This window comes from Cupriavidus sp. 2TAF22, assembly GCF_052115045.1.
Lineage (GTDB): Bacteria > Pseudomonadota > Gammaproteobacteria > Burkholderiales > Burkholderiaceae > Cupriavidus.
In genome coordinates this window covers 86,792-106,750 of record NZ_JBFRFX010000003.1, presented here as the reverse complement: position 1 = coordinate 106,750, position 19,959 = coordinate 86,792, and the positions used below count along the sequence as shown (strand labels likewise).

At 69.8% G+C, this 19,959-nt stretch carries 16 protein-coding genes; 6 read left to right on the top strand and 10 right to left on the bottom strand.

Annotated elements, in window-relative coordinates; translation table 11 throughout:
* The first annotated feature begins 1 nt into the window (after position 1).
* The 4 genes from cobN (at position 2) to AB4Z48_RS05190 (ending at position 5,918) form a co-directional block, all read left to right on the top strand.
* Positions 2 to 4,081 (top strand): cobaltochelatase subunit CobN, encoded by a 4,080-nt coding sequence (cobN, locus tag AB4Z48_RS05205; RefSeq protein ID WP_441612817.1) that lies wholly within the window; start codon positions 2 to 4, stop codon positions 4,079 to 4,081.
* Between the two features lie 5 nt (positions 4,082 to 4,086).
* Positions 4,087 to 4,596, top strand: coding sequence for a MotA/TolQ/ExbB proton channel family protein (locus AB4Z48_RS05200; RefSeq protein WP_441612816.1), 510 nt, complete (start codon positions 4,087 to 4,089; stop codon positions 4,594 to 4,596).
* Positions 4,593 to 4,913 (top strand): DUF2149 domain-containing protein, encoded by a 321-nt coding sequence (locus tag AB4Z48_RS05195; RefSeq protein WP_441612814.1) that lies wholly within the window; start codon positions 4,593 to 4,595, stop codon positions 4,911 to 4,913. The genes AB4Z48_RS05200 and AB4Z48_RS05195 overlap by 4 nt, the downstream gene beginning before the upstream one ends.
* A gap of 114 nt (positions 4,914 to 5,027) precedes the next feature.
* Positions 5,028 to 5,918: a ChaN family lipoprotein gene (locus tag AB4Z48_RS05190; protein ID WP_441612813.1), complete on the top strand. Its 891-nt coding sequence runs from the start codon at positions 5,028 to 5,030 to the stop codon at positions 5,916 to 5,918.
* A 130-nt stretch (positions 5,919 to 6,048) separates the two neighbouring features.
* Here AB4Z48_RS05190 and AB4Z48_RS05185 read toward each other — a convergent pair whose 3' ends face one another.
* The 9 genes from AB4Z48_RS05185 to AB4Z48_RS05145 all read right to left on the bottom strand — a co-directional run bounded on the left by AB4Z48_RS05185 (position 6,049) and on the right by AB4Z48_RS05145 (position 16,056).
* Positions 6,049 to 7,536, bottom strand: coding sequence for an FAD-dependent oxidoreductase (locus AB4Z48_RS05185; protein WP_441612812.1), 1,488 nt, complete (start codon positions 7,534 to 7,536; stop codon positions 6,049 to 6,051).
* An 80-nt stretch (positions 7,537 to 7,616) separates the two neighbouring features.
* Positions 7,617 to 8,537 carry a patatin-like phospholipase family protein gene (locus AB4Z48_RS05180; protein ID WP_441612811.1) on the bottom strand — a complete coding sequence of 307 codons (921 nt, stop codon included), beginning with the start codon at positions 8,535 to 8,537 and terminating at the stop codon, positions 7,617 to 7,619.
* A 62-nt stretch (positions 8,538 to 8,599) separates the two neighbouring features.
* The gene (locus tag AB4Z48_RS05175) at positions 8,600 to 9,016 is read right to left on the bottom strand and encodes a PaaI family thioesterase (RefSeq protein WP_441613046.1); all 417 of its coding nucleotides are present in this window, start codon (positions 9,014 to 9,016) and stop codon (positions 8,600 to 8,602) included.
* Positions 9,017 to 9,067: 51 nt separating this feature from the next.
* On the bottom strand, positions 9,068 to 10,126 hold the full coding sequence (locus AB4Z48_RS05170) for an AbrB family transcriptional regulator (RefSeq protein ID WP_441612810.1): 1,059 nt from the start codon (positions 10,124 to 10,126) through the stop codon (positions 9,068 to 9,070).
* A 169-nt stretch (positions 10,127 to 10,295) separates the two neighbouring features.
* On the bottom strand, positions 10,296 to 11,813 hold the full coding sequence (locus tag AB4Z48_RS05165; protein ID WP_441612809.1) for a tripartite tricarboxylate transporter permease: 1,518 nt from the start codon (positions 11,811 to 11,813) through the stop codon (positions 10,296 to 10,298).
* A gap of 13 nt (positions 11,814 to 11,826) precedes the next feature.
* Positions 11,827 to 12,300 carry a tripartite tricarboxylate transporter TctB family protein gene (locus tag AB4Z48_RS05160; RefSeq protein WP_441612808.1) on the bottom strand — a complete coding sequence of 158 codons (474 nt, stop codon included), beginning with the start codon at positions 12,298 to 12,300 and terminating at the stop codon, positions 11,827 to 11,829.
* Positions 12,301 to 12,555: 255 nt separating this feature from the next.
* Complete coding sequence (locus tag AB4Z48_RS05155) at positions 12,556 to 13,524, bottom strand: Bug family tripartite tricarboxylate transporter substrate binding protein (RefSeq protein ID WP_441612807.1); 969 nt, start codon at positions 13,522 to 13,524, stop codon at positions 12,556 to 12,558.
* Positions 13,525 to 13,909: 385 nt separating this feature from the next.
* Positions 13,910 to 15,382 carry a sensor histidine kinase gene (locus tag AB4Z48_RS05150; protein WP_441612806.1) on the bottom strand — a complete coding sequence of 491 codons (1,473 nt, stop codon included), beginning with the start codon at positions 15,380 to 15,382 and terminating at the stop codon, positions 13,910 to 13,912.
* Positions 15,382 to 16,056 carry a response regulator gene (locus AB4Z48_RS05145; RefSeq protein WP_441612805.1) on the bottom strand — a complete coding sequence of 225 codons (675 nt, stop codon included), beginning with the start codon at positions 16,054 to 16,056 and terminating at the stop codon, positions 15,382 to 15,384. The genes AB4Z48_RS05150 and AB4Z48_RS05145 overlap by 1 nt, the downstream gene beginning before the upstream one ends.
* A 278-nt stretch (positions 16,057 to 16,334) precedes the next feature.
* Here AB4Z48_RS05145 and AB4Z48_RS05140 point away from each other — a divergent pair, with 278 nt between their 5' ends.
* Positions 16,335 to 17,459 carry an ABC transporter substrate-binding protein gene (locus tag AB4Z48_RS05140; RefSeq protein WP_441613045.1) on the top strand — a complete coding sequence of 375 codons (1,125 nt, stop codon included), beginning with the start codon at positions 16,335 to 16,337 and terminating at the stop codon, positions 17,457 to 17,459.
* A 12-nt stretch (positions 17,460 to 17,471) separates the two neighbouring features.
* Here AB4Z48_RS05140 and AB4Z48_RS05135 read toward each other — a convergent pair whose 3' ends face one another.
* On the bottom strand, positions 17,472 to 18,236 hold the full coding sequence (locus tag AB4Z48_RS05135) for a TetR family transcriptional regulator (protein WP_441612804.1): 765 nt from the start codon (positions 18,234 to 18,236) through the stop codon (positions 17,472 to 17,474).
* A 467-nt stretch (positions 18,237 to 18,703) separates the two neighbouring features.
* Here AB4Z48_RS05135 and AB4Z48_RS05130 point away from each other — a divergent pair, with 467 nt between their 5' ends.
* Positions 18,704 to 19,948: an efflux RND transporter periplasmic adaptor subunit gene (locus tag AB4Z48_RS05130; protein WP_441612803.1), complete on the top strand. Its 1,245-nt coding sequence runs from the start codon at positions 18,704 to 18,706 to the stop codon at positions 19,946 to 19,948.
* Positions 19,949 to 19,959 lie beyond the last annotated feature (11 nt).

Genomic DNA, 19,959 nt, shown 5'->3' with positions numbered 1-19,959 from the left:
CATGTCCCCACAAAGAAACGACTGCCTGCGTCTGCTGCGCGCGCTCGGCCTGCTATGGCTGGCTTTGCTGGCCTTGCTGGCGTTCGGTGCCCAGCACGCCGGTGCGGCGCCGCCGCGCATCGCCGTGCTCACCACCTCGCCGGTGCCGGCCGGCAAGTTCGAGCCGCTGCAGGCGATGGCGCGCGCGCATGGCATGACGCTCGGCGCGCGCTATCTCGAACGCATGAGCGCGCAGGATGTGGCGCCGTTCATCGACGGCGCCGCACTGCTGATCCTGGATGCGCCACGCGATCACATCGTGACCGACATGCTCGCCAGGCTCGGGCCGCTGTGGACGAACGCGCGCGTGCCGCGACTGCTGATCGCCACCGACCGCTTCGAAGCGCACGGCGTCGACGCCGCGCTCGGCAAGCGCGTGCACGCGTACTACGTCAACGGCGGCCGCGCCAACTTCGACGCCATGATGCGCACGCTGGCCGCGCAGCAATTCCGGCTGCGCGCCGCCATGGGCGAAGACAGCACCATCCCCGCGCCGGTGATCTTCCCCAAGGCCGCCTACTATCACCCGCGCCTGGCGAGCGTGGTCACCGAATCGCCGGATGCCGCGCTCGCCGTCTCCGGCCATGCGGGCGAGCCGGTGATCGGCGTGGCGATCCACCAGGCCTATGTGTCGGGACTCGACAGCGCTTTCGTCGATGACCTGGTCGCGCGCATCGAGGCGCGCGGCGCCCGCGCCCTGGTGTTCTACAGCCCCGTGATGGATGCCGACGGCGTGCTGCGCATGGCCGCGCCCGGCGGCAAGCGCATCACCGACGTGCTGGTCAACGGGCAGATCATGCTCAACGCCGCGGGCCGCAAGGCCGAGTTCGAAACGCTCGGCATTCCGGTGTTGCAGGTCATGCCCTATCGCCGTGGCGACGCGCAGGACTGGGCGCGCGACCCGCAAGGCATCAGCCTCACCGACACGCCCTTCTACCTCGTGCAGCCGGAACTGGCCGGCGTCAGCGATCCCATGCTGGCGGCCGCCACTTCGCAGAAGGACGGCAGCATCGTCAGCCTGCCGGCGCAGCTCGATGCCGTCGCCGACAAGGCGCTCGCGCTCGCGCGCCTGCAGCGCACGCCGAATGCCGACAAGCGCGTGGCGGTGCTGTTCTACAACTATCCGGCGGGCGAGAAAAACCTGTCGGCATCGTTCCTCAACCTGCCGCGCAGCCTTTCGTCCACGCTTGCTTCGCTGCATGCCGCGGGCTACCGCACCGAAGCCGCGAACGAAGCCCTGCTGCAGCGCGAGCTCGGCGCGCTGCTCGCGCCCTTCTATCGCGAAGGCCAGCTCGGCCGCCTGCTCGACGCAGGCCGCGCGGCATGGATGCCGATGGCGCAATACCGCCGCTGGTACGACGCGCAGCCGGCCGGATTCCGCGCCGAGGTCAAGGCGCGCTGGGGCGAACCCGAATCATCGGCCATGGCGACCCGCCGCAACGGCGAGGCGGGTTTTGCCATCCCGCGCCTGCAGCTCGGCAATGTGGCGCTGATGCCGGTACCGCCGCGCGGCGAGCGCGACGAAGCCGCCGAGAAAGCGCTCTACCACTCCACCAGGACGCCGCTCAACCATTTCTACATGGCCGCCTACCTGTGGGCCCGCGAAGGGCGCGACGCGCTGGTCCACTACGGCACCCACGGCACGCAGGAATGGACGCCCGGCAAGGAGCGCGGCCTGTCCGTGACCGACCAGCCCTACCTGGTGCTGGGCAGCGTGCCGGTGATCTATCCCTACATCGTCGACGACGTGGGCGAAGCGCTGCAGGCCAAGCGCCGCGGCCGCGCCACCATCGTCAGCCACCAGACCCCGCCGTTCAAGCCGGCGGGCCTGCATACGGATCTCTCCACGCTGCATGACCAGCTGCACAACTACCTGCAGCAGGACGAAGGCGCGGTGAAGGACACGCTGCGCGACGACATCCTCGCGCGCAGCGATCGCCTGCACCTGCTCGACGACATGGGCTGGCCGCGGGCACGCGCCAGCGCGCAGTTCACGGGATTCCTGGATGCGCTGCACACGCATCTGCACGAACTCGCCGGCGCGCTGCAGCCTTACGGACTGCACACCTTCGGCGAATCGCAGCAGCCCGAGCTGCGTCTCTACACGGTGATGGCCATGCTCGGCCCGGCATGGCTCAAGCGTGTGTTTCCGCAGGAGCCGGAGGAACTGTTCGCGCTCGACTACAGGCAGCTCGCGCAGACCGCGCCCTACGCCATGCTGCGCCGTTACGTAAGCGACGGCGCGCCGCTGGCCAGCCTGGCCGATGTGCGCCAGCGCGAAGACATGCAACGCGCCCGCACGCTCTACGCCAGCCTCGACGCAGCGCCCGAGGGCGAAGCGGTGCTCACCGCGCTGGCCGGCCGCTATGTGCTTGCCGGCACCGGCGGCGATCCCGTGCGCAATCCCGATGCGTTGCCGACCGGGCGCAACCTGTACGGCTTCGATCCGTCCAAGGTGCCGAGCCGCGAGGCATGGCAGGCGGGGCAGGCTGCCGCTGAAGCGATGATCGCGGACTGGCGCGCGCGCCACGGCAGATGGCCCGCCAAGCTCGCCTTCTCGCTGTGGAGCGTGGAAACCATGCGGCACCAGGGCATGCTCGAGGCACAGGCGCTGGCTGCCATGGGCATCCGCCCGCAGTGGGACGGCGGCGGCCGCGTGATCGGCGTGGAAGCGATCCCGGCGGCGGAACTCAAGCGTCCGCGCGTGGATGTGGTGCTGTCCGCCACCGGCCTCTACCGGGATCACTTTCCCAACCTGATGAAGTGGCTGGCCGAAGCCGTCAGGCTGGCCGCGGCGCAGCCCGAGCCCGACAACGCGGTGGCCGCCGGCACGCGCCTGGCGCGCGAGCGCCTGGCGCAACTCAAGGCGCAGGACATGAGCGCGGAGCGCATCGAGGCGCTGGCGCTCACGCGCATCTTCGCCAGCGAATCCGGCAACTACGGCACGGGCCTCAACGACGCCACCCTCGCCAGCGACAGCTTCGGCAGCGGCAAGGCGGCGGATGCGAAGCTTGCCGGCCTCTATCTCGCGCGCATGCAATACGCCTACGGCCCCGATGAAAAGACCTGGGGCGAAAAGCTGCCGCAGCTCAATCTCTATGCGGAGAATCTCAAGGGCGTGGAGGGCGCGCTGCTGGCGCGCAGCTCCAACCTGTATGGCATGCTCACCACCGACGATCCGTTCCAGTATCTCGGCGGCATCGGGCTGGCGGTGCGGCACCTCACCGGCAAGGCGCCGGAGCTGCTGATCTCCAACCTGCGCGACGCGAACCATGCGCGCACCGAAACGGCCGCGTCCTTTCTCGCCACCGAACTGCGCACGCGTTACTTCCATCCCGGCTGGATCGAGGGCATGAAGGCCGAAGGCTACAGCGGCGCGCTCAATATGCTCGACACCGTCAACAACTTCTGGGGCTGGACCGCGGTGGCGCCGGAGATCGTGCGCGACGACCAGTGGACCGAGTTCGCCGAGGTCTACGTCAAGGACAAGCACAAGCTCGGCCTCGACGAATGGTTCGAGCGCAACGCGCCGCGGGCCCAGGCGCAGGTCATCGAGCGCATGATGGAGGCCGCGCGCAAAGGCTACTGGAAGGCCGATCCCGAACTGCTCAAGACGCTGGCCGAGCGCTGGCAGACGCTGGCGCAGCGGCACGATATCCGCAGCGACAACCGCAGCTTCAACCGTTACGTGCAGCAGCAGGCTGACGCGGCCGGCGCGCCGGGCTACGGCATGCAGGCGCCCGCGGCGCCGCCGTCCGGCGCACCGAAGCCCGCAACGCCACAAGCCGCGACGCCGCCGAAACCGCGGCAGCAGGCCGAGCCGCAGCCACGGCCACGGCCGCCCGCGCCGCCTGCGCAGACGCAAGCGGTGCAAGGCATGCAGCTGGTCGAGCGCAAGCCGCCCGCCGCGGCCATCGTGCCGGTGCTGTCCTGGCTCGCCGCGGGCATCGCGCTGGGCGGGGCGCTGCTTGGCGGCGCCATCAGCGCGCGCCGCCGCGGCGGCGTCGCGCTTCTCCCCGAAAAACACACCAAGACCCACTGAACATCATGACCCCTACCCTGCTTGAAACCCTGATGTATGACGTCGGCCAGTTGTTCCTGTACCCGACGCTCGCCTTGATCGGCCTGCTCTTTCTCTACGCCTTCTGGGCGCTCGGCGAGTTCGCCATGCAGGCCTGGCAGCGCCGGCGCAACGCCATCGAGAGCGGGCGCGGCTACGCACTGGTGACATTCGCGCTGCGCCATCGCGTGCAGGACCCCGACGCGCTCGACGTCGCCGCGCACCGCCTGCTGGAATGGCCGCGCATCGCCACGCGCGTGGCGCCCATGCTGGGACTGGTGGCGACCATGATCCCGATGGGCCCCGCGCTCAAGGGCTTGTCCGGCGGCAATCTCGCCAATGTGGGCGAGAACCTCACCATTGCCTTCTCCGCCGTGATCCTGGCGCTGATCGCGGCCAGCATCACGTTCTACGTGGTCAACGTGCGCCGGCGCTGGCTGGCCGAGGAACTGGTCTGGCTCGGCAAGCACCAGCCGCAATGGGAGGTGGACGCATGAAATTCCTCGAAGAGAGCGAAGCCGACGATCCCATCCTGTCGGTGGTGAATCTCATCGACGTGTTCCTGGTGGTGATCGCCGCACTGCTGGTGGCGATCGCGCAGAACCCGATGAACCCGTTCACGCATGCCGACGTCACCGTCATCACCAATCCGGGCAAGCCCAATATGGAAATCGTGTCCAGGCAGGGCGAGAAGGTCGTGCGCTACCAGGCCAGCGGCCAGGTCGGCAGCGGCGACGGCACCAAGGCCGGCGTGGCGTATCGCCTGAAGGATGGCTCGATGGTGTATGTGCCGGAAGGCGCAACTGGACAATAATAGTCACGACGCGCCGCCCGTGCCGATGGCGCGCGTGGCACGCTTCGTGCAGCGCGAATGCCCGTACAAGCGCCGCGAGCAACAACCGTAGCATTGAAACAGGACCACCCCGCCATGCCCACACTTACCCGCCTTGCTCCTCGCCGCGCCGCCGGAATGGTGATCGCGGCCGCCGCGTCCGCCATCCTGGCGGGACTGGCCGGTTGCGCCGGCACGCCGCCCGCCGCCGTCGCGGGGGATGTCGCGCACCAGTTCACCGGTAAGACTTACGTGCTGCTGGGCGAGGTGCACGACAATGCCGACGGCCAGAAACGGCGCCTGCTGGCGCTGTCGAGCGCGCTCGAGGCAGGCTGGCGGCCCGCCATCGCCATGGAACAGTTCGACCGCGAACGCCAGGCCGATATCGACCGCGCGCGCCGCGAGCGTCCCGGCGATGCGGCCTACGTGGTCGCGCAGGCCGGCGGCACGGGCTGGCAATGGGAGCTGTACACGCCGGTGGTGGCGCTCGCGCTGCGCTACGACCTGCCGCTGGTGGCGGCCAACCTCTCGCGCGCCGATGCGGGCAAGATCGTGCGCGGCGGGCTCGACGGCCTGTTCGATACGGCCGAGCGCAAGCGCCTCGGTCTCGCCGCGCCGCTGCCCGCCGACGTGGCCAGCGAACAGACCGCCGTGCTCGAGCGCGGCCACTGCGGCAATTTCCCCAAGGCCATGCTGCCCGGCATGCTCGACGCCCAGGCCGCGCGCGACGCCGTGATGGCCGCCGCCATGCGTGCCTACGCCGACCGCGGCGCCGTGCTGATCGCCGGCAACGGCCACGTGCGCCGCGACGTCGGCGCGCCGCGCTGGCTCGCCACCGAGCAGGGCAAGATCTACAGCGTGGGCTATCTCGAACAAGCCGGCGCCGGCGAAGTGGGCGCCTATGACCGCGTGGTGCTGGTGCCCGCGCACAAGCGGCCGGACCCGTGCAAGGATGCGAAACCCGGCGCGGAGGCCGCGCCGGCCTGAGTGGCCAGACCGGCTTGCGCTGCGCCAACTGCGCGGCGCATGCCCTGCCCGCGCACTCGGCCAGCGCCAGCCGGACTCAAGCCGGCTATCGGCCGGCTATCAACCGGCCATCAACCGTATCAGCCGCCTATCAGCCGAACAGCTCCTCCGCCACCGTCGGATGCAGTTGCACCGTGGTGTGCAGGTGCGACAGCTTCACGCCAAGGCGCAGCGCTACCGCGAAGGCCTGGATGATTTCCGGCGCGGCGTTGTCCATCATGTGCGCGCCCAGCACGCGGCCGCTGCGCGCGTTGACCACCAGCTTCACCATCGATGCCTGCTCGCTGCCGCCGAAGCGGCTTTCCAGCGAGACGAAGCGGCGCACCACGCTCTGCACGCGCTCGGCCTTGCCGGCGTCTTCGATGGCCTGCCGCTCGCTCAGGCCGACGCTGCCGATGGCGGGTTCGCAGAAGACGGCCGTGGGCACCATGTCGAAATCCGCGCGGTCGCCGCGCCGCCCGAACAGGCGGTCGGCCAGCCAGCGTCCCTGGGCGCTGGCCACGGGGGTAAGGTGCAGGCCGTCGATGACGTCGCCGACGGCGTGGATCGAGCGTACCTTGCTGCGGAAGGAGCGGTCGACCTGGATGCCGCCCTTCTCGGCCCGTTCCACGCCGAGCGCTTCGAGGCCGAGACCGTCCCAGACCGGTTCGCGGCCGATGGCGGCGAGCGCGGCCTGCGCGCGCACGGTGTGGATGCGCTCCTTGCCGCCATTTCCGCCATTTCCGCCATTGCCGCCGTTGCCCGCTTGCCGGTAGCACACGTCGATGGCGCCGTTGGCCTGGTTGAGCAGCGTGACCTCGGCATTGAAATGCAGGCGCACGCCCTTGGCGGCGAGTGCTTCGGCCAGCGCCGCGGCGATCTCGTGGTCGAAGCGCTGCAGCAGGCGGTCTTCGCGCACCAGCAGTTCGACCTTGACGCCGTAGCGCGACAGGATCGAGGCCTGCTCCACCGCGATATAGCCGCCGCCGATCACCACGATCGAGGCAGGCAGGCTCTGCCAGGTGAAGATGTCGTCGGAGCTGCTGGCCAGCTCGCCGCCGGGCACCGGCAGCGTGCGCGGGCGCGCGCCGGTGGCGATCAGGATGCGGCGTGCGCGGATGGTCTCGGCGCCGACCAGTACCTGGTCGGGGGCGGTGACGGTGGCCTCGCCGTGCAGCAGTTCCACGCCGGCGTTCTGCAGGTTGTGCGTATAGGCCACGTGCAGGCGCGCCATCTCGGCGTTGACGCGCACGATGGCGTCGCTCCAGTCCTCGCGCCCGCCGGTGTGCGAGAGGCAGCCGGAGAGGATGGCGGCCAGGGTGCCGCCGTAGGAGAGCATCTTCTTGGGCACGCAGCCGCGGTTGACGCAGGTGCCGCCGATGGCGTCGCGCTCGACGAGCACCACGCGCGCGCCGTGCGATGCGGCGCGCCGTGCCGCGGCCACGCCGCCGGAGCCGGCGCCGATCACCACGAAATCCGCTTCGCGCTGCGCGCCGGACTTGCGCTTGCCGCGGCGCGGCACGCGCTCGACGGCCTGCTCGGTTGTCGCCCTGCGTGCGCTCTGGCGCTCGCTTGCCGGTCTTGCCTGGCGTTTTGTCATCAATGCCTCCTGTGGCGGCCTTGGCCGCATTGCACATCGTGATGACAGAGCCGGGCGCCGGACCGGCGCGTTGTTGCCCGCTACGCGCCGGCGCCCAGCTCCGTCTTCATGACAGACGGCCAGTCGCGCAGGAAGGTTTCCGCGTCGCGCTGGCCGAGTTCGTAGGCACCGATCATCGCGCCGGGCTGGGTGTAGTCCCAGCTCGAGATCGGTACCCGTTGCGAAGGTTGCAGATAGAGCCGCCGCTGCCCGCCCTGCTGCAGCACGAAGCGCTGCGGGCGCGGATAGAGCCTTGTCACCAGTACCAGGACGTTGCCCGGCGTCGGGTCGAGCGCGTCGACCGGCACGTTGTCCACCATGCCGCCGTCCAGCACCGGGCGCCCGTTGCGCCGCAGCACCGGCGTGAACGGCGGCGTGGACGCCGATTGCAGCAGCAGGTCGGCCAGTTGCTCGGGCGAGGCGCAATCCTGCGCGCGCACGAATTCCGGATGGAAGCCGAGCTTGCGCCCAAGCCGCGGATGCAGCGTCTTGAACCAGTGCTTCTCGATGTTGTACGCCAGCAGCCCGGCCATCACCGCCGTGCGCGGCCCGCTCCAGCGCGGGATATGCGCCACGCCGATGCGGATCTCGGGCGCGTCCTGCAACTGCGCCAGGCGGCCGTCGGCGAAGATATTCAGCAGCGCGGTGCGGTAGATGCCGTAGTGCGGAAACACGCGCTGCCTGGTCAGCAGGTTGCTCCAGTAGACATTGCGGCGGTTGCTGGCCAGCACGTCCTGGTAGTACGCCATCACCTGGCGCGCATCGTGCGTGTAGATCATGCACGCGGTGGCGGCGCCGGCCGAGATCCCGGCGATCACGCGGGGGCGCAGGCCCAGCTCAGGCGCCACCTTGTCCCACCAGCCGGCCTGCCACCAGCAGCGGTTGCCGCCGCCGGCGAACACGACCTGGTCGAAGGGGGAGGCGCAAGGCGAAGCGCCGGGCCGGAGGGTTGCAGGGCTCATGCGGTGAGGGTCATGCGCCGGATGGCGCGCAATGTCGGTGGGCAAGCCGGGCGAAGCGCCGCTCACAGCAGCGCGTAGGTTGTGGTGGCCTGCACGGCCAGCTTGCCGTCCGTGCCGGTCAGTTCGATCTCGCCGAACACCACGGTCTTGCCCAGGCGCAGCACGCGGGCGTGCACCAGCACGTCGCCCTCGATCACGGGGCGCATGAAGTTGGTGGTCAGCGTGACGGTGGTCATGGGGCGGAAGCTGCCCAGCGCGCTGGCGATGGCCACGATCATGGCGGTATCGGCAGCGGACATCAGCACCTGGCCGCACACCACGCCACCTGCGTGGCGAAACGATTCGTCGAACGGAAGCCGCAGTGTTACGCCTTGCGCATCAACGGCTTCGGCGCGCAGGCCGAGCTGGCGCACCCAGGGTGCCAGCACGCGCTGCAGCATGCCGTCGATATCGGCGGGCGTGAGAGTGGATTCCGGCATTGGCTCTGGCATGGCAGTCCCGTCTGTCCTGGGTGGCGGCCGGCCAGGCTGCTACTCGGTCTCCTCCGGCGCGGCGCGATGTTTGAGCCAATGATACAGGGGGCCGGTGCACAGCACCACGAAGGCCATCCGGATCACATGGAAGGCGGTGACCAGCGGCACGCCCAGCTCGAGCACCTTGGCGGTGATGCACATCTCGGCGATGCCGCCCGGCGTGGTGGCGAGGATGACGGTGGCCGGATGCACGCCCGACAGCGCCGACAGGAGCCAGCCGAACAGCGCGGACAGCACCAGCGCCACCAGCGTGTAGAGTGCCACGCCGGTCAGGAAGCGCGGCGCGGTGTGCAGGAAATCACGCGAGAAGCGTGCGCCCAGCGAAACACCGATCAGCAGCTGGCCCGCGCGGCTCATCCAGGTGGGAATGGCCGACAGCTCGATGCCCGATGCCGTCAGCACCGCCGCGGCCAGCAGCGTGCCGATCACGAAGGGGTTGGGCAGGTTCGCGCGCCGCGCGAGCAGCGCCACGCTGACGGTGATGGCGATCAGCACCAGCAGCCCGGCGTAGTTCACCGTGCGCGGGCCCGGGATATAGGGATCGAGCCCGTGGATGCCGCCGTACTGGAACAGCGCCGGCACCGCCACCACCACCATCAGCACGCGCAGCGAATGCGCGGCGGCGACCTGGTCGATGCGCGCGCCGTTGCGCTCGGCCAGGTTGGCCATCTCGGATGCGCCGCCGATGGCGGTGGAGAAGTACGCCGTCTTGAACGCCACGCCGGTGCTCCCGCGCAGCAGGAACGCGCCGCCGCAGCCCAGCGCCAGGGCGAACAGCGAACCGGCCACGATATAGGGGAGGAACTCCAGCAGTCGCGCCACCACGTCGGCGGTGAAGTAGAGCCCGAGCGAGGTGCCGATGGCCCACTGCCCGGCGTTGCGGGCCTGCGTCGGCGCGCGCAGGTCGGCCCCGCGCATGCGCGCGATGGCCACGGCCAGCAGCGGCCCGATCATCCAGGGCAGCGGCGTGTGCAGCAGCGTGCAGAGCAGCGCGGCCGTCAGGCCGAGCAGCAGCGTCAGCACGACCGGACGCCAGCGGTGATAGAGAGTGGACATGTGGCGGCGGCCTGGCGAATGCGCCAGGACCGTCTGGAATGACGGCGGTGCTTGCTCCCGCGCCCCCCAGGGGCGGAGGGGAGAATGCATGCGCGAGATCATGTTGGTCAGCAACAAAAAAAAGCCCGGCACCGCGAAGTGCCGGGCCTTGCCCGCATTTTGCCCCGGATCAGCCGGCGGCGTCGGCTACCTCGCCGCGCCGCGCCGAGCGCCGCGCGAGCCAGCCCAGCACGCGCGGGATCACCACCACCGCCACGGTCATGGCGAGGATGGTGGCCGAGATCGGCTGCGTCACGAAGATCGACCAGTCGCCCTGGCTGATGGACAGCGCGTTGCGCAGCTGCTTCTCCGCGATGGGACCGAGGATCATGCCCACGATCACCGGCGCGGTGGGGAAGTCGAAGCGGCGCATGGCCATGCCCAGCACGCCGATCACGAACAGCAGCAGCAGGTCGAACCACGACTGGCGGATGCCGTAGGCGCCCAGGCCCGCGAAGATCAGGATGCCGCCGTACAGCAGCGGCGTGGGGATGCGCAGCATGCGCACCCACAGGCCGATGGCCGGCAGGTTCAGCACCAGCAGCATCACGTTGCCGATGTACAGCGAAGCCAGCAGGCCCCACACCAGGTCGCCCGAGGTCTGGAACAGCATCGGGCCCGGCTGCAGGTTGTAGTTCTGGAACGCCGCCAGCAGGATCGCGGTGGTGTTCGAGGTGGGGATGCCCAGCGTCAGCAGCGGCGCCAGCGTGGCGGTGACCGCGGCGTTGTTGGCGGCTTCGGGGCCGGCCACGCCTTCGATCGCGCCGACCGTGCCGAACTCGCCCTTGTGCTTGGACAGCTTTTTCTCGGTGGCGTAGGACAGGAAGGTCGGGATTTCCGCGCCGCCGGCCGGGATCAGGCCGAACGGGAAGCCGATGATGGTGCCGCGGATCCAGGCCGGCACCGAGCGCTTCCAGTCCGACTTGGTCATCATGATGCTGCTGAGCTTGTTGAAGCTGCCGCCGGGCTGCGGGAAGAAGGCGTTGAACAGCGCCTCGCCCACCGCGAACAGGCCCACCGCCACCACCACGATATCGACGCCGTCGTACAGTTCCTGCACGTTCATCGAGTAGCGCGTCTGGCCCGACAGCGAGTCCATGCCGATCAGGCCGATGCCAAGGCCCAGGAACAGGCTGGTCATGCCGCGCAGCAGCGACGAGCCCAGCACCGCCGACACGGTGGTGAAGGCCAGCAGCATGATCATGAAGTACTCGCCGGGGCCGAACTGCAGCGCCACGTCCGCCGCCACCGGCGCGAACATCGACAGCAGCACGGTGGCGATGGTGCCCGCCGCGAACGAGCCGATCGCCGCGGTGGCCAGCGCCGGGCCGGCGCGGCCGCTCTTGGCCATCAGGTTGCCTTCCATGGCGGTGACCATGGTGGACGATTCGCCCGGCGTGTTCATCAGGATGGAGGTGGTGGAGCCGCCGTACATGGCGCCGTAGTAGATGCCGGCGAACATGATCAGGGCGGCGGTCGGTTCCACCTTGGTGGTCAGCGGCAGCAGCATCGCCACCGTCAGCGCCGGGCCGATGCCGGGCAGCACGCCGATGGCGGTGCCGAGGAAGCAGCCCACCAGCGCCCACATCAGGTTGATCGGGGTGATGGCGACGGCAAAGCCGTGCATCAGCAGATTGAGAGTGTCCATGGATCAGCTCCGGTCAGAACCCGGCGACGGGCAGCAGCGGCAGGTTGATGCCGAGCAGGAATTCGAACAGCGCCCACATCGGCACCGTGATGCACAGGCCGATGAAGCCGTCGCGCAGGAAACGCTTGCTGCCGTAGCCGCGCGCCACGCAGATCATCAGCAGCGTCGAGGCCAGCACGAAGCCCAGCGTGCCGATCAGGGCCATATTGGCCACCAGGCCGGCCGCGACCCACAGGAAGCCGCGGAAGTTGTGCGGGGCCGAGGGCAGCTCGGCATCTTCCTCGGGCATGTTGCGAAAGCCGCCGCGGATGCCTTGCCAGGTCAGCGCGGCGCCGCACACGGCCAGGCCGATGGCGACCAGCGTGGGCATGAAGCGCGGCGACAGCCCGGCATAGCCTTCGTCGCCGGAGATGCCCGGCAGGCCCACGAAGTAGAACAGGGAGAGCAGCAATACGGCAATGCCGATCGCCAGGTGCGAGGGTTTCATCAAGGACTCCTTCGGGCGGCCGTGCGTGGCGCGCCGCGGTTTGTCGCCCCGCACGCGGCGGGGGCCCGGCGACTTATGGTTTGGTTATTGGGTATCGCAGGTGGACACCAGGCCCCCGACCGCCGCGCACGCACCGGGCATTCCGGTGCGCCGCAGGCAGGGCCGACAGGTGAAGCGATGAAGCAATGAAGCGGTGATGCGGTGATGCGGTGAATCCATGATGCTGCTGGCCGGCGCCGCGCGCCGGCGCATCGCTTACTTGGCCACGCCCAGTTCGCGCAGCGTGCTGCCCAGGCGGGTCGACTCGCTGTCCACGAACTTGCCGAACTCGTCGCCGGTCAGCAGGAACGGCGTCCAGTCGTTCTTGGTCAGCGTTTCCTTCCACACCGGCGTCTCGGTCGCCTTGACCACCGCGTCCACCAGCGCCTTGCGCTGTTCGGCGGAGATGCCGGGCGCGCCGTACACGCCGCGCCAGTTGTAGATTTCCACGTTCACGCCCTGCTCCTTGAGCGTCGGGATGTCCGCGGTGCGCTCCTTCGAGGTCACGGCCAGCGCGCGCATCTTGCCGCTCTTGATGAAGGGCAGGAACTCGGACACGCCGGCGATGCCGACGGTCACGTGGCCGCCCAGGATCGAGGCCGACGCTTCACCGCCGCCCTGGAAGGGCACGTAGTTGATCTTCTTCGGATCCACGCCGACGTCCTTGGCGATCAGGCCGGCCAGGATGTGGTCGATCGAACCTTTGGAGCCGCCGCCCCAGCTCACGCTGCCCGGGTTGGCCTTGAGCTGCGTGGTCAGGTCCTTGACCGACTTCAGCGGCGAATTCGCCGGCACCGTGATCACCATGGTGTCCGCGAACAGGCGCGCCACCGGCGTCGCGTTCTTCAGCGTGACCGGCGGCTTGTTGGTCTCGATCGCGCCCACCATGACCGCGCCGGTGACGACCAGCGCGTTGGGGTTGCCCTTGTCGGTGTTGACGAACTGCGTCAGGCCGATGGTGCCGCCCGCGCCGCCCTTGTTATCGTACGAAGCCGTCTTGGCCACGCCGGCGGACACCAGCGCGGCGCCCAGCGAACGGCCGGTCTGGTCATAGCCGCCGCCCGGGTTGGCGCCGATCATGAACTTGACGTTGTCGAGGGCGAATGCGGGCGCGGCAGCCACGGTGGCGGTGATTGCGGCCGAGGCCATGACGACATGGGCGAAGCGATGAATCGAACGGCGCATTGCGGTCTCCTGCTTGTTTTAGGGTTGCCGGTGATCGGAGCACGGAGTTTGTGGCGCCTGGCGCGCGCCGACCCGGGGAGCATCCGGCTGGCATTCCAACGGGCTTGCGGGGGGCGGGGGGGCATTCCGGCGCGCCGGGCAGGACCCGGTGGCGAAGTGTTGTCTCCCGTCCGCTGCTCAGCGTGCATGCCGGACTTGTTCTTTGATTTTTGCCAGGCGGTATTTTGCCCGGATGGCCGCTATGCAGGCCATGGGGGGCATTCTAGGTGGGGGAAACTGTCAAAAGGCTGTCAAATTGACAGGTATTAGGCTGGGGTTTACGTGGGGGTGGATGTATGGAACATTTGCATTCCGGCCTTGGCAATGCCCTGGCGCGGCGACGCGCTCAGCCCGCTGCCGGCAACCCCAGCACCGCCCTCACCCCCTTGCCCTGCACCGCCTCGCCCAGTTCCACCGTGCCTCCGAAGCGCGCCGCCATCTCGCGCGAAATGGCCAGTCCCAGCCCGGAGCCGGGCTCGGTATTGCCGACCCGCCGGTAGAACCGCGCGAACACCTTCTCGCGCTCCTCGGGGGGAATCCCCGGCCCGTCGTCTTCCACCACGAGGCAGGCCGTGTTTCCGGCGCGGGCAGCAAAGAGCGTGATGCGGCTGCCCCTCGGCGAATACTGGATGGCGTTGTGGACCAGGTTGGCGAAGGCCTCGCGCAGCAGCGCCGCATCCGCGCGCACCGGCAGCACCAGCCCGGCAGGCCGCTCCCAGCCGAAGTCCTGCTGCTTGCCGCGCGCCAGCGGCAGGTAGTCCAGCGCGACCTGCTCGGCCACCGCCACGGCGTCGGTCAGGGGCGCCGGTTCGGCGGCGTCGCCGGGGTTGTCGGTGCCGGCTTGCTGGCGCACGCGCGCCAGCGCCAGCAGCTGGTTGGTGAGGCGCGCGGCTTGCTCGAGCTGGGTGACGATGCCCCCCACGGCTTCGCGGGCGGCCTGGGGCGCGTGCGCGGGATCCGCGCCGGCGCTCAGCTGGCGCTGGGCGAATTCGGCCTGCGTCTTGAGGATGGCCAGCGGGGTGCGCAACTGGTGCGCGGCGTCGGCGATGAACTGGGCCTGGGCCTGGGTCATCGCGTTGGAGCGCGAGACGTGCAGGTTGACGGCGTCGACCAGCGGGCGCACTTCGAGCGGCACGTGGTCGAAGGCCAGCGGCGTGAGGTCTTCCGCCGGGCGCGCCTGCACGTCGTCGCGCACGCGGGCGAGCGGGCGCAGCACGTAGGTGATGCCGGCAACCAGGATGGCCGCGCTGACCAGGATCAGCAGCACGTCGCGCGCCAGCGCGCCGCGCCATACGGTGGCGATCAGCTCCAGGCGCGGCTCGGCGCTTTCGGCTACCTGCACGATCACGCGCATGTGCGCATTGGGCCGGTACACGGGATGCGCCAGCACGGCGATGCGGACCGGGTCGCCGCGGTAGTCGGCGTCGTAGAAGCGCGACTGGTTGCTGGGCAGCGCACCGGCTGGCAGGGGCAGGTCGTCGTAGCCGGTGACGGTCTCGATGCGGCCGTCGCGCTCGAGCGAGACGCGGTAGAACACGTGGGTCTGCGTGGCCGTCTCGAACATCTCCATGGCGGCGTCGGGCAGCGCGATCTGCACGCTCTCGCCGGCCATGCCGATGGCGTTGTCGATGGCACGCACCGAGCCGTACAGCGAGCGGTCGTAGGCGGCATTGGCGGCGTCGCGCAAGGTGCCGTAGGTCAGCCAGGTATCGAGCGCCATCATCGCCGCCAGCGCGGGCACCAGCAGCAGCAGCAGCTGGCGGCGCAGGCTGCCTTGCAGCCAGTGCCGCAGCCAGTGCCGGGGCAGGCGGCGCAGCATCAGGCCTGCCCTTCCGGTTCCAGCAGGTAGCCGAAGCCGCGCAGCGTGACGATGGTCACGCCGTGGCCCGACAGTTTCTTGCGCAGGCGGTAGACCAGCACTTCGATGGCGTCGGGGCTGACGTCGGCATCGAGCGAGAACACCTTGTCGAGCAGTTGCGCCTTGGTCAGCGGCTGGCCGCTCCTGGCCAGCAGCGCGCCCAGCAGCGTCGATTCGCGCGGCGTCAGCGCCAGCGGCGCACCACCCAGGGTGAAGCTGCGGGTCTCGCCGTCGAACACCAGCGAGCCGCATTGCAGGCGCGGATGGGCGCGCCCGCGGCTGCGGCGGATCAGCGCCAGGATGCGCGCCTCCAGCTCGGCGATGGCGAAGGGCTTGGGCAGGTAGTCGTCGGCGCCCAGGTTGAGGCCGCGCACGCGCTCGTCGAGCGTGTCCTGCGCGGTGAGGATCAGCACCGGGGTGCGGTCGTCGCGCCCGCGCATGGACTTGAGCACGGCCAGGCCGTCCTTGCCGGGCAGGCGCAGGTCCAGCACCACGGCGTCGTACTCCTCGGCCATCAGCCGCGCCTCGGCCTGCAGGCCGTCGGCCACGTGCTCGATCACGAAGCCGCCCTGCTCCAGCGCGCGCGCCACCCAGCGCGCCAGTTCGATTTCGTCTTCCACCAGCAGCAAGCGCACGCCGGTCCTCCCATGCTCGATAAACGTCCGTTGTTCACAATGCGGCACCGCCGCCGCCGCGGGGGACTGGCCGCGGGCGCCTATAATAACCCCGCCCCGGGCCGGGCGCGGCGAGCGCGCCAGGGCCCTCCCAGCCACCGATGTCAGCACCGATGGTTCCAGCCTTGCGCAAGTTGCTCCCCGTCTCCGCTCCGCCCGCAGCCTCTTTACCGCCCCTGTCGCCGTCTGCCGCGCCGCGCACCGCCGGCCTGCCGCCGAGCCCGCAACGCCGCCGCGTGCTGGCCGGCGCCGCCGCGCTTGGCGCCGGGCTGGGCACGGGATGGAGCGGGGCACTGCGCGCGCAATCCGTGCCGGCGTTGCCGGCGGGCTATCCGCAGAGCTACGCGGAGATCATCGCGCGCGCGCTGCAGGAAGGCGTGGTCAGTGTGCATGCCTCCACCGACACCGAGGTCGCGCAGCCCCTGGTGAGCGCCTTCGAGGCGCGCTATCCGGGCATCAAGGTGCGCTACCGCGATCTCAACACGCTGGAGCTCAACGACCGCTTCCTGGCCGACAGCGCGCGCCTTGCCGCCGGCCAGCCGCCTGGCGCCGACACCGCCGACGTGCTGTGGAGCACGGCGATGGACCTGCAGATCAAGCTGGTCAACGACGGCCATGCGCTGCGCTACGCCTCGCCCGAGCGCGCCGGGCTGCCGTCGTGGGCGGCGTGGCGCGACGAGGCCTGGGGAACCACCTTCGAGCCGGCCGTGATCGTCTACAACCGCCGCCATTTCGCCGGCATGCAGGCGCCGCGCAGCCGCACCGGCCTGGCGCGGCTGCTGCAGGACAACACGCCGCGCTGGCGCCAGCGCGTGGTGACCTATGACGTGGAGAAATCCGGGGTGGGCTACCTGCTGGCGCAGCAGGACGCGCGCATGGGCGACGAGTTCTGGTACCTGGCGCAGGCGCTGGGCCGCTGCGGCGTGCAACTGTCGGCGTCGACGGCCAGCATGATCGAGCGCATCGCCTCTGGCGAGTTCGTCATGGGCTACAACCTGCTGGGCTCGTATGCGCTGTCACTGATGGAGCGGGGCGCGGAGATCGATGTGATCGCGCCGCGCGACTACACCCTGGTGATGTCGCGCGTGGCCTTTATCGCGCGCCGCGCGGCCCATCCCAATGCGGCGCGGCTGTGGCTGGACTTCCTGCTGTCGCGCGCGGGCCAGACCGTGCTGGGGCAGAGCGCCTCGCAGCTCTATACGATCCGCTCCGATACCGACAGCGTGCACACCGCGGCGGCGCTGGCCGAGCGCCTGGGCTACGCGCTCAAGCCGATCAGCGTGGGTCCCGGCCTGCTGGCGGCGCAGGACACGCTGCGCAAGCGCGCCTTCTTCGCGCGCTGGCGCGACGCCACGCGCGGCTGAGCGGGCGGCGCCTCAGCCAGGCTGCGTGGCGCGCGCGGCCTTCTGTGCCGCCTTCTGCGCGGCCTGCCCGGCTTCCTTGGCCTGGGCCTCCTGGCACATCGAATCGATTTCCTCGTTCAGCGCGGCCACCGGGCGCGCCACGTAGCCCTGGCGCAAGGCGGGCGACAGCCTGAGCGTGTCGATGAAGGCGTCCGCCACGCGCGCGGCGTTGGTCTCGAGATCGAAGTCCTCCGGCGCGAACAGCCAGTGCGACAGCATGCCGCCAATGGAGGCATGGAAGACGTTGACGGCCAGGTCGAGGTCGAGGTCCGCCGGCAGCTGGCCGCGCTCCACCGCCAGGCGCAGGTGCTCGCGCATCTTGACCGTGCCTTCGTGGTGCGACTGGCGCTGGCGCTGGAAGATGGCGCCGTTCTCTTCGACCATCTCGCACTTGTGGAAGACGATCTCGAACACGCGCCGCCACTGGGGGTTCTCCACGGTCTGGCGCAGCGCGAAGGCGCAGATGTCGCGGATGCTGCCCAGCGGGTCTTCCTGGCTGGCGATGCGCTCGGGCTCGCACAGCGCCTCGAGTGGCAAGTGCACGCGATCCGACATGGCGGCAAACACATCGCTCTTGTTCTTGAAGTGCCAGTAGATGGCGCCGCGCGTCACGCCGGCGGCCTCCGCAATGTCGGCGAGTGACGGGCGGGCCACGCCGCGGGCGTGGAACACGGCCTCGGCCGCGTCGAGAATGCGGTGGCGCGTCTCAAGCGCCTCTTCCTTGGTGCGTCTGACCATGATGTTCTCAGCTGCCGGCCACGCGGGCCGGTCTGGTTGTCTCTCCCGGGGTGCCGGCGGTGGGGCCGCCGCGCACGAGGGTGCGCTCCACGAGCGCGCCAGGCCATCGCCGGGCCGCCGATATATGGGGCAAGTATCGACGCATTGCAACAGGCACTTACATACATGCGCGGATGTATATATAATACGCGTTCGCCTGACTTTCGGCCAGCCAAACGGTCCGGAGTGGCGCCGCGATCTCCTTCGTCTCCGGCGGCTGTTCGCCGGCTTGTTCGCGGTGCCCGGTCGGCATGTCGTTACCGGCTTTTCGCCATTCGTCGCTTTGGCCCTGCCAGGGCAGCCCGAAGTGGCTAACGTCCATCTTTTTTGCCTGCCGCCGGCGTTGCCGGCTGGCAGGCCGCGCCGTATCCGGACACGACACCGGGAGCGCATGCGGCCGATTTCAAATTGCCATCATGGGGTTATCGATGAGTAAGTCCCAACGTATCACCTGCGTTGCCGCTGCCGTACTGTCGGCGCTTGCGCTCACCGCCTGCGGCGACAAGAAGCCGCAAGCCGGCGCCATGCCGCCGCCCGAGGTGGGTGTGGTCACCGTGACGCCGACCACGGTGTCGGTCATCAATGAACTGCCGGGCCGCCTCGAAGGCGTGCGCACCGCCGAAGTGCGGGCGCGCGTCGCCGGCATCGTGCTGTCGCGCAACTATCGCGAGGGCGGCGAGGTCAAGGCCGGCCAGCTGCTGTTCAAGATCGACCCGGCGCCATACCAGGCGCAGGCCGAGTCTGCCAAGGCCAGCCTTGCGCGCGCCGAGGCCAATGCCGTGGCGGCGCGCCAGAAGGCCGAGCGCTACAAGCCGCTGGTGGCCGTGAACGCCGTCAGCAAGCAGGAATACGACGAAGCCGTGGCCGCCGCCGGCCAGGCCAGCGCCGACATCGCCGCGGCCAAGGCCGCGGTCACCACCGCCCAGATCAACCTCGGCTACACCGCCGTGACCGCGCCCATCAGCGGCCGCGTGGGCCGCGCGCTGGTGACCGAAGGCGCGCTGGTCGGCAGCGGCGAAGCCACCAAGCTGACCATGGTCGAGCAGGTCGACCCGATCTGGGTCACCTTCACCCAGCCAGCCAGCGAAGTGATGAAGCTGCAGCGCGCCATCGAGAGCGGCAAGGTCAAGGGCGTCGACGGCGGCGCGCGCGTGCACCTGTTCATCGAGGACGGCCGCGAGTACGCCGAGACCGGCAAGCTGCTGTTCTCCGACATGACGGTGGACCCGACCACGGGCGCCATCACGCTGCGCGCGCAGTTCCCCAACGCCAAGCGGGAGCTGCTGTCGGGCACCTTCGTGCGCGTGAAGATCGAGCAGGGCGTCGACGAGAACGCGCTGACCGTGCCGCAGCGCGCGCTGATCCGCACGGCGCAGGGCGCGTCGGTGCTGGTGGTGGGCGGCGACGGCAAGGTCGCCTCGCTGCCGGTCAAGGCGCCCCAGGCCATCGGCGACAACTGGATCGTCACCGAAGGGCTCAAGGGCGGCGAGAAGGTGATCGTCGAGGGCTTGCAGAAGGTCAAGGTCGGCGCGCCCGCCAGGGCGGTGCCGTTCGCCGCGCCGGTCACCGCCGCCTCCGAGCCTGCCGCGCAGCAGGCCGCCGGCGGCGCCTCGGCACCGGCCGCGGTCGCCACGGAAAAGGCCGACAAGAAGGCCGACGCCAAGCAAGGCTAATCACAGCGCAA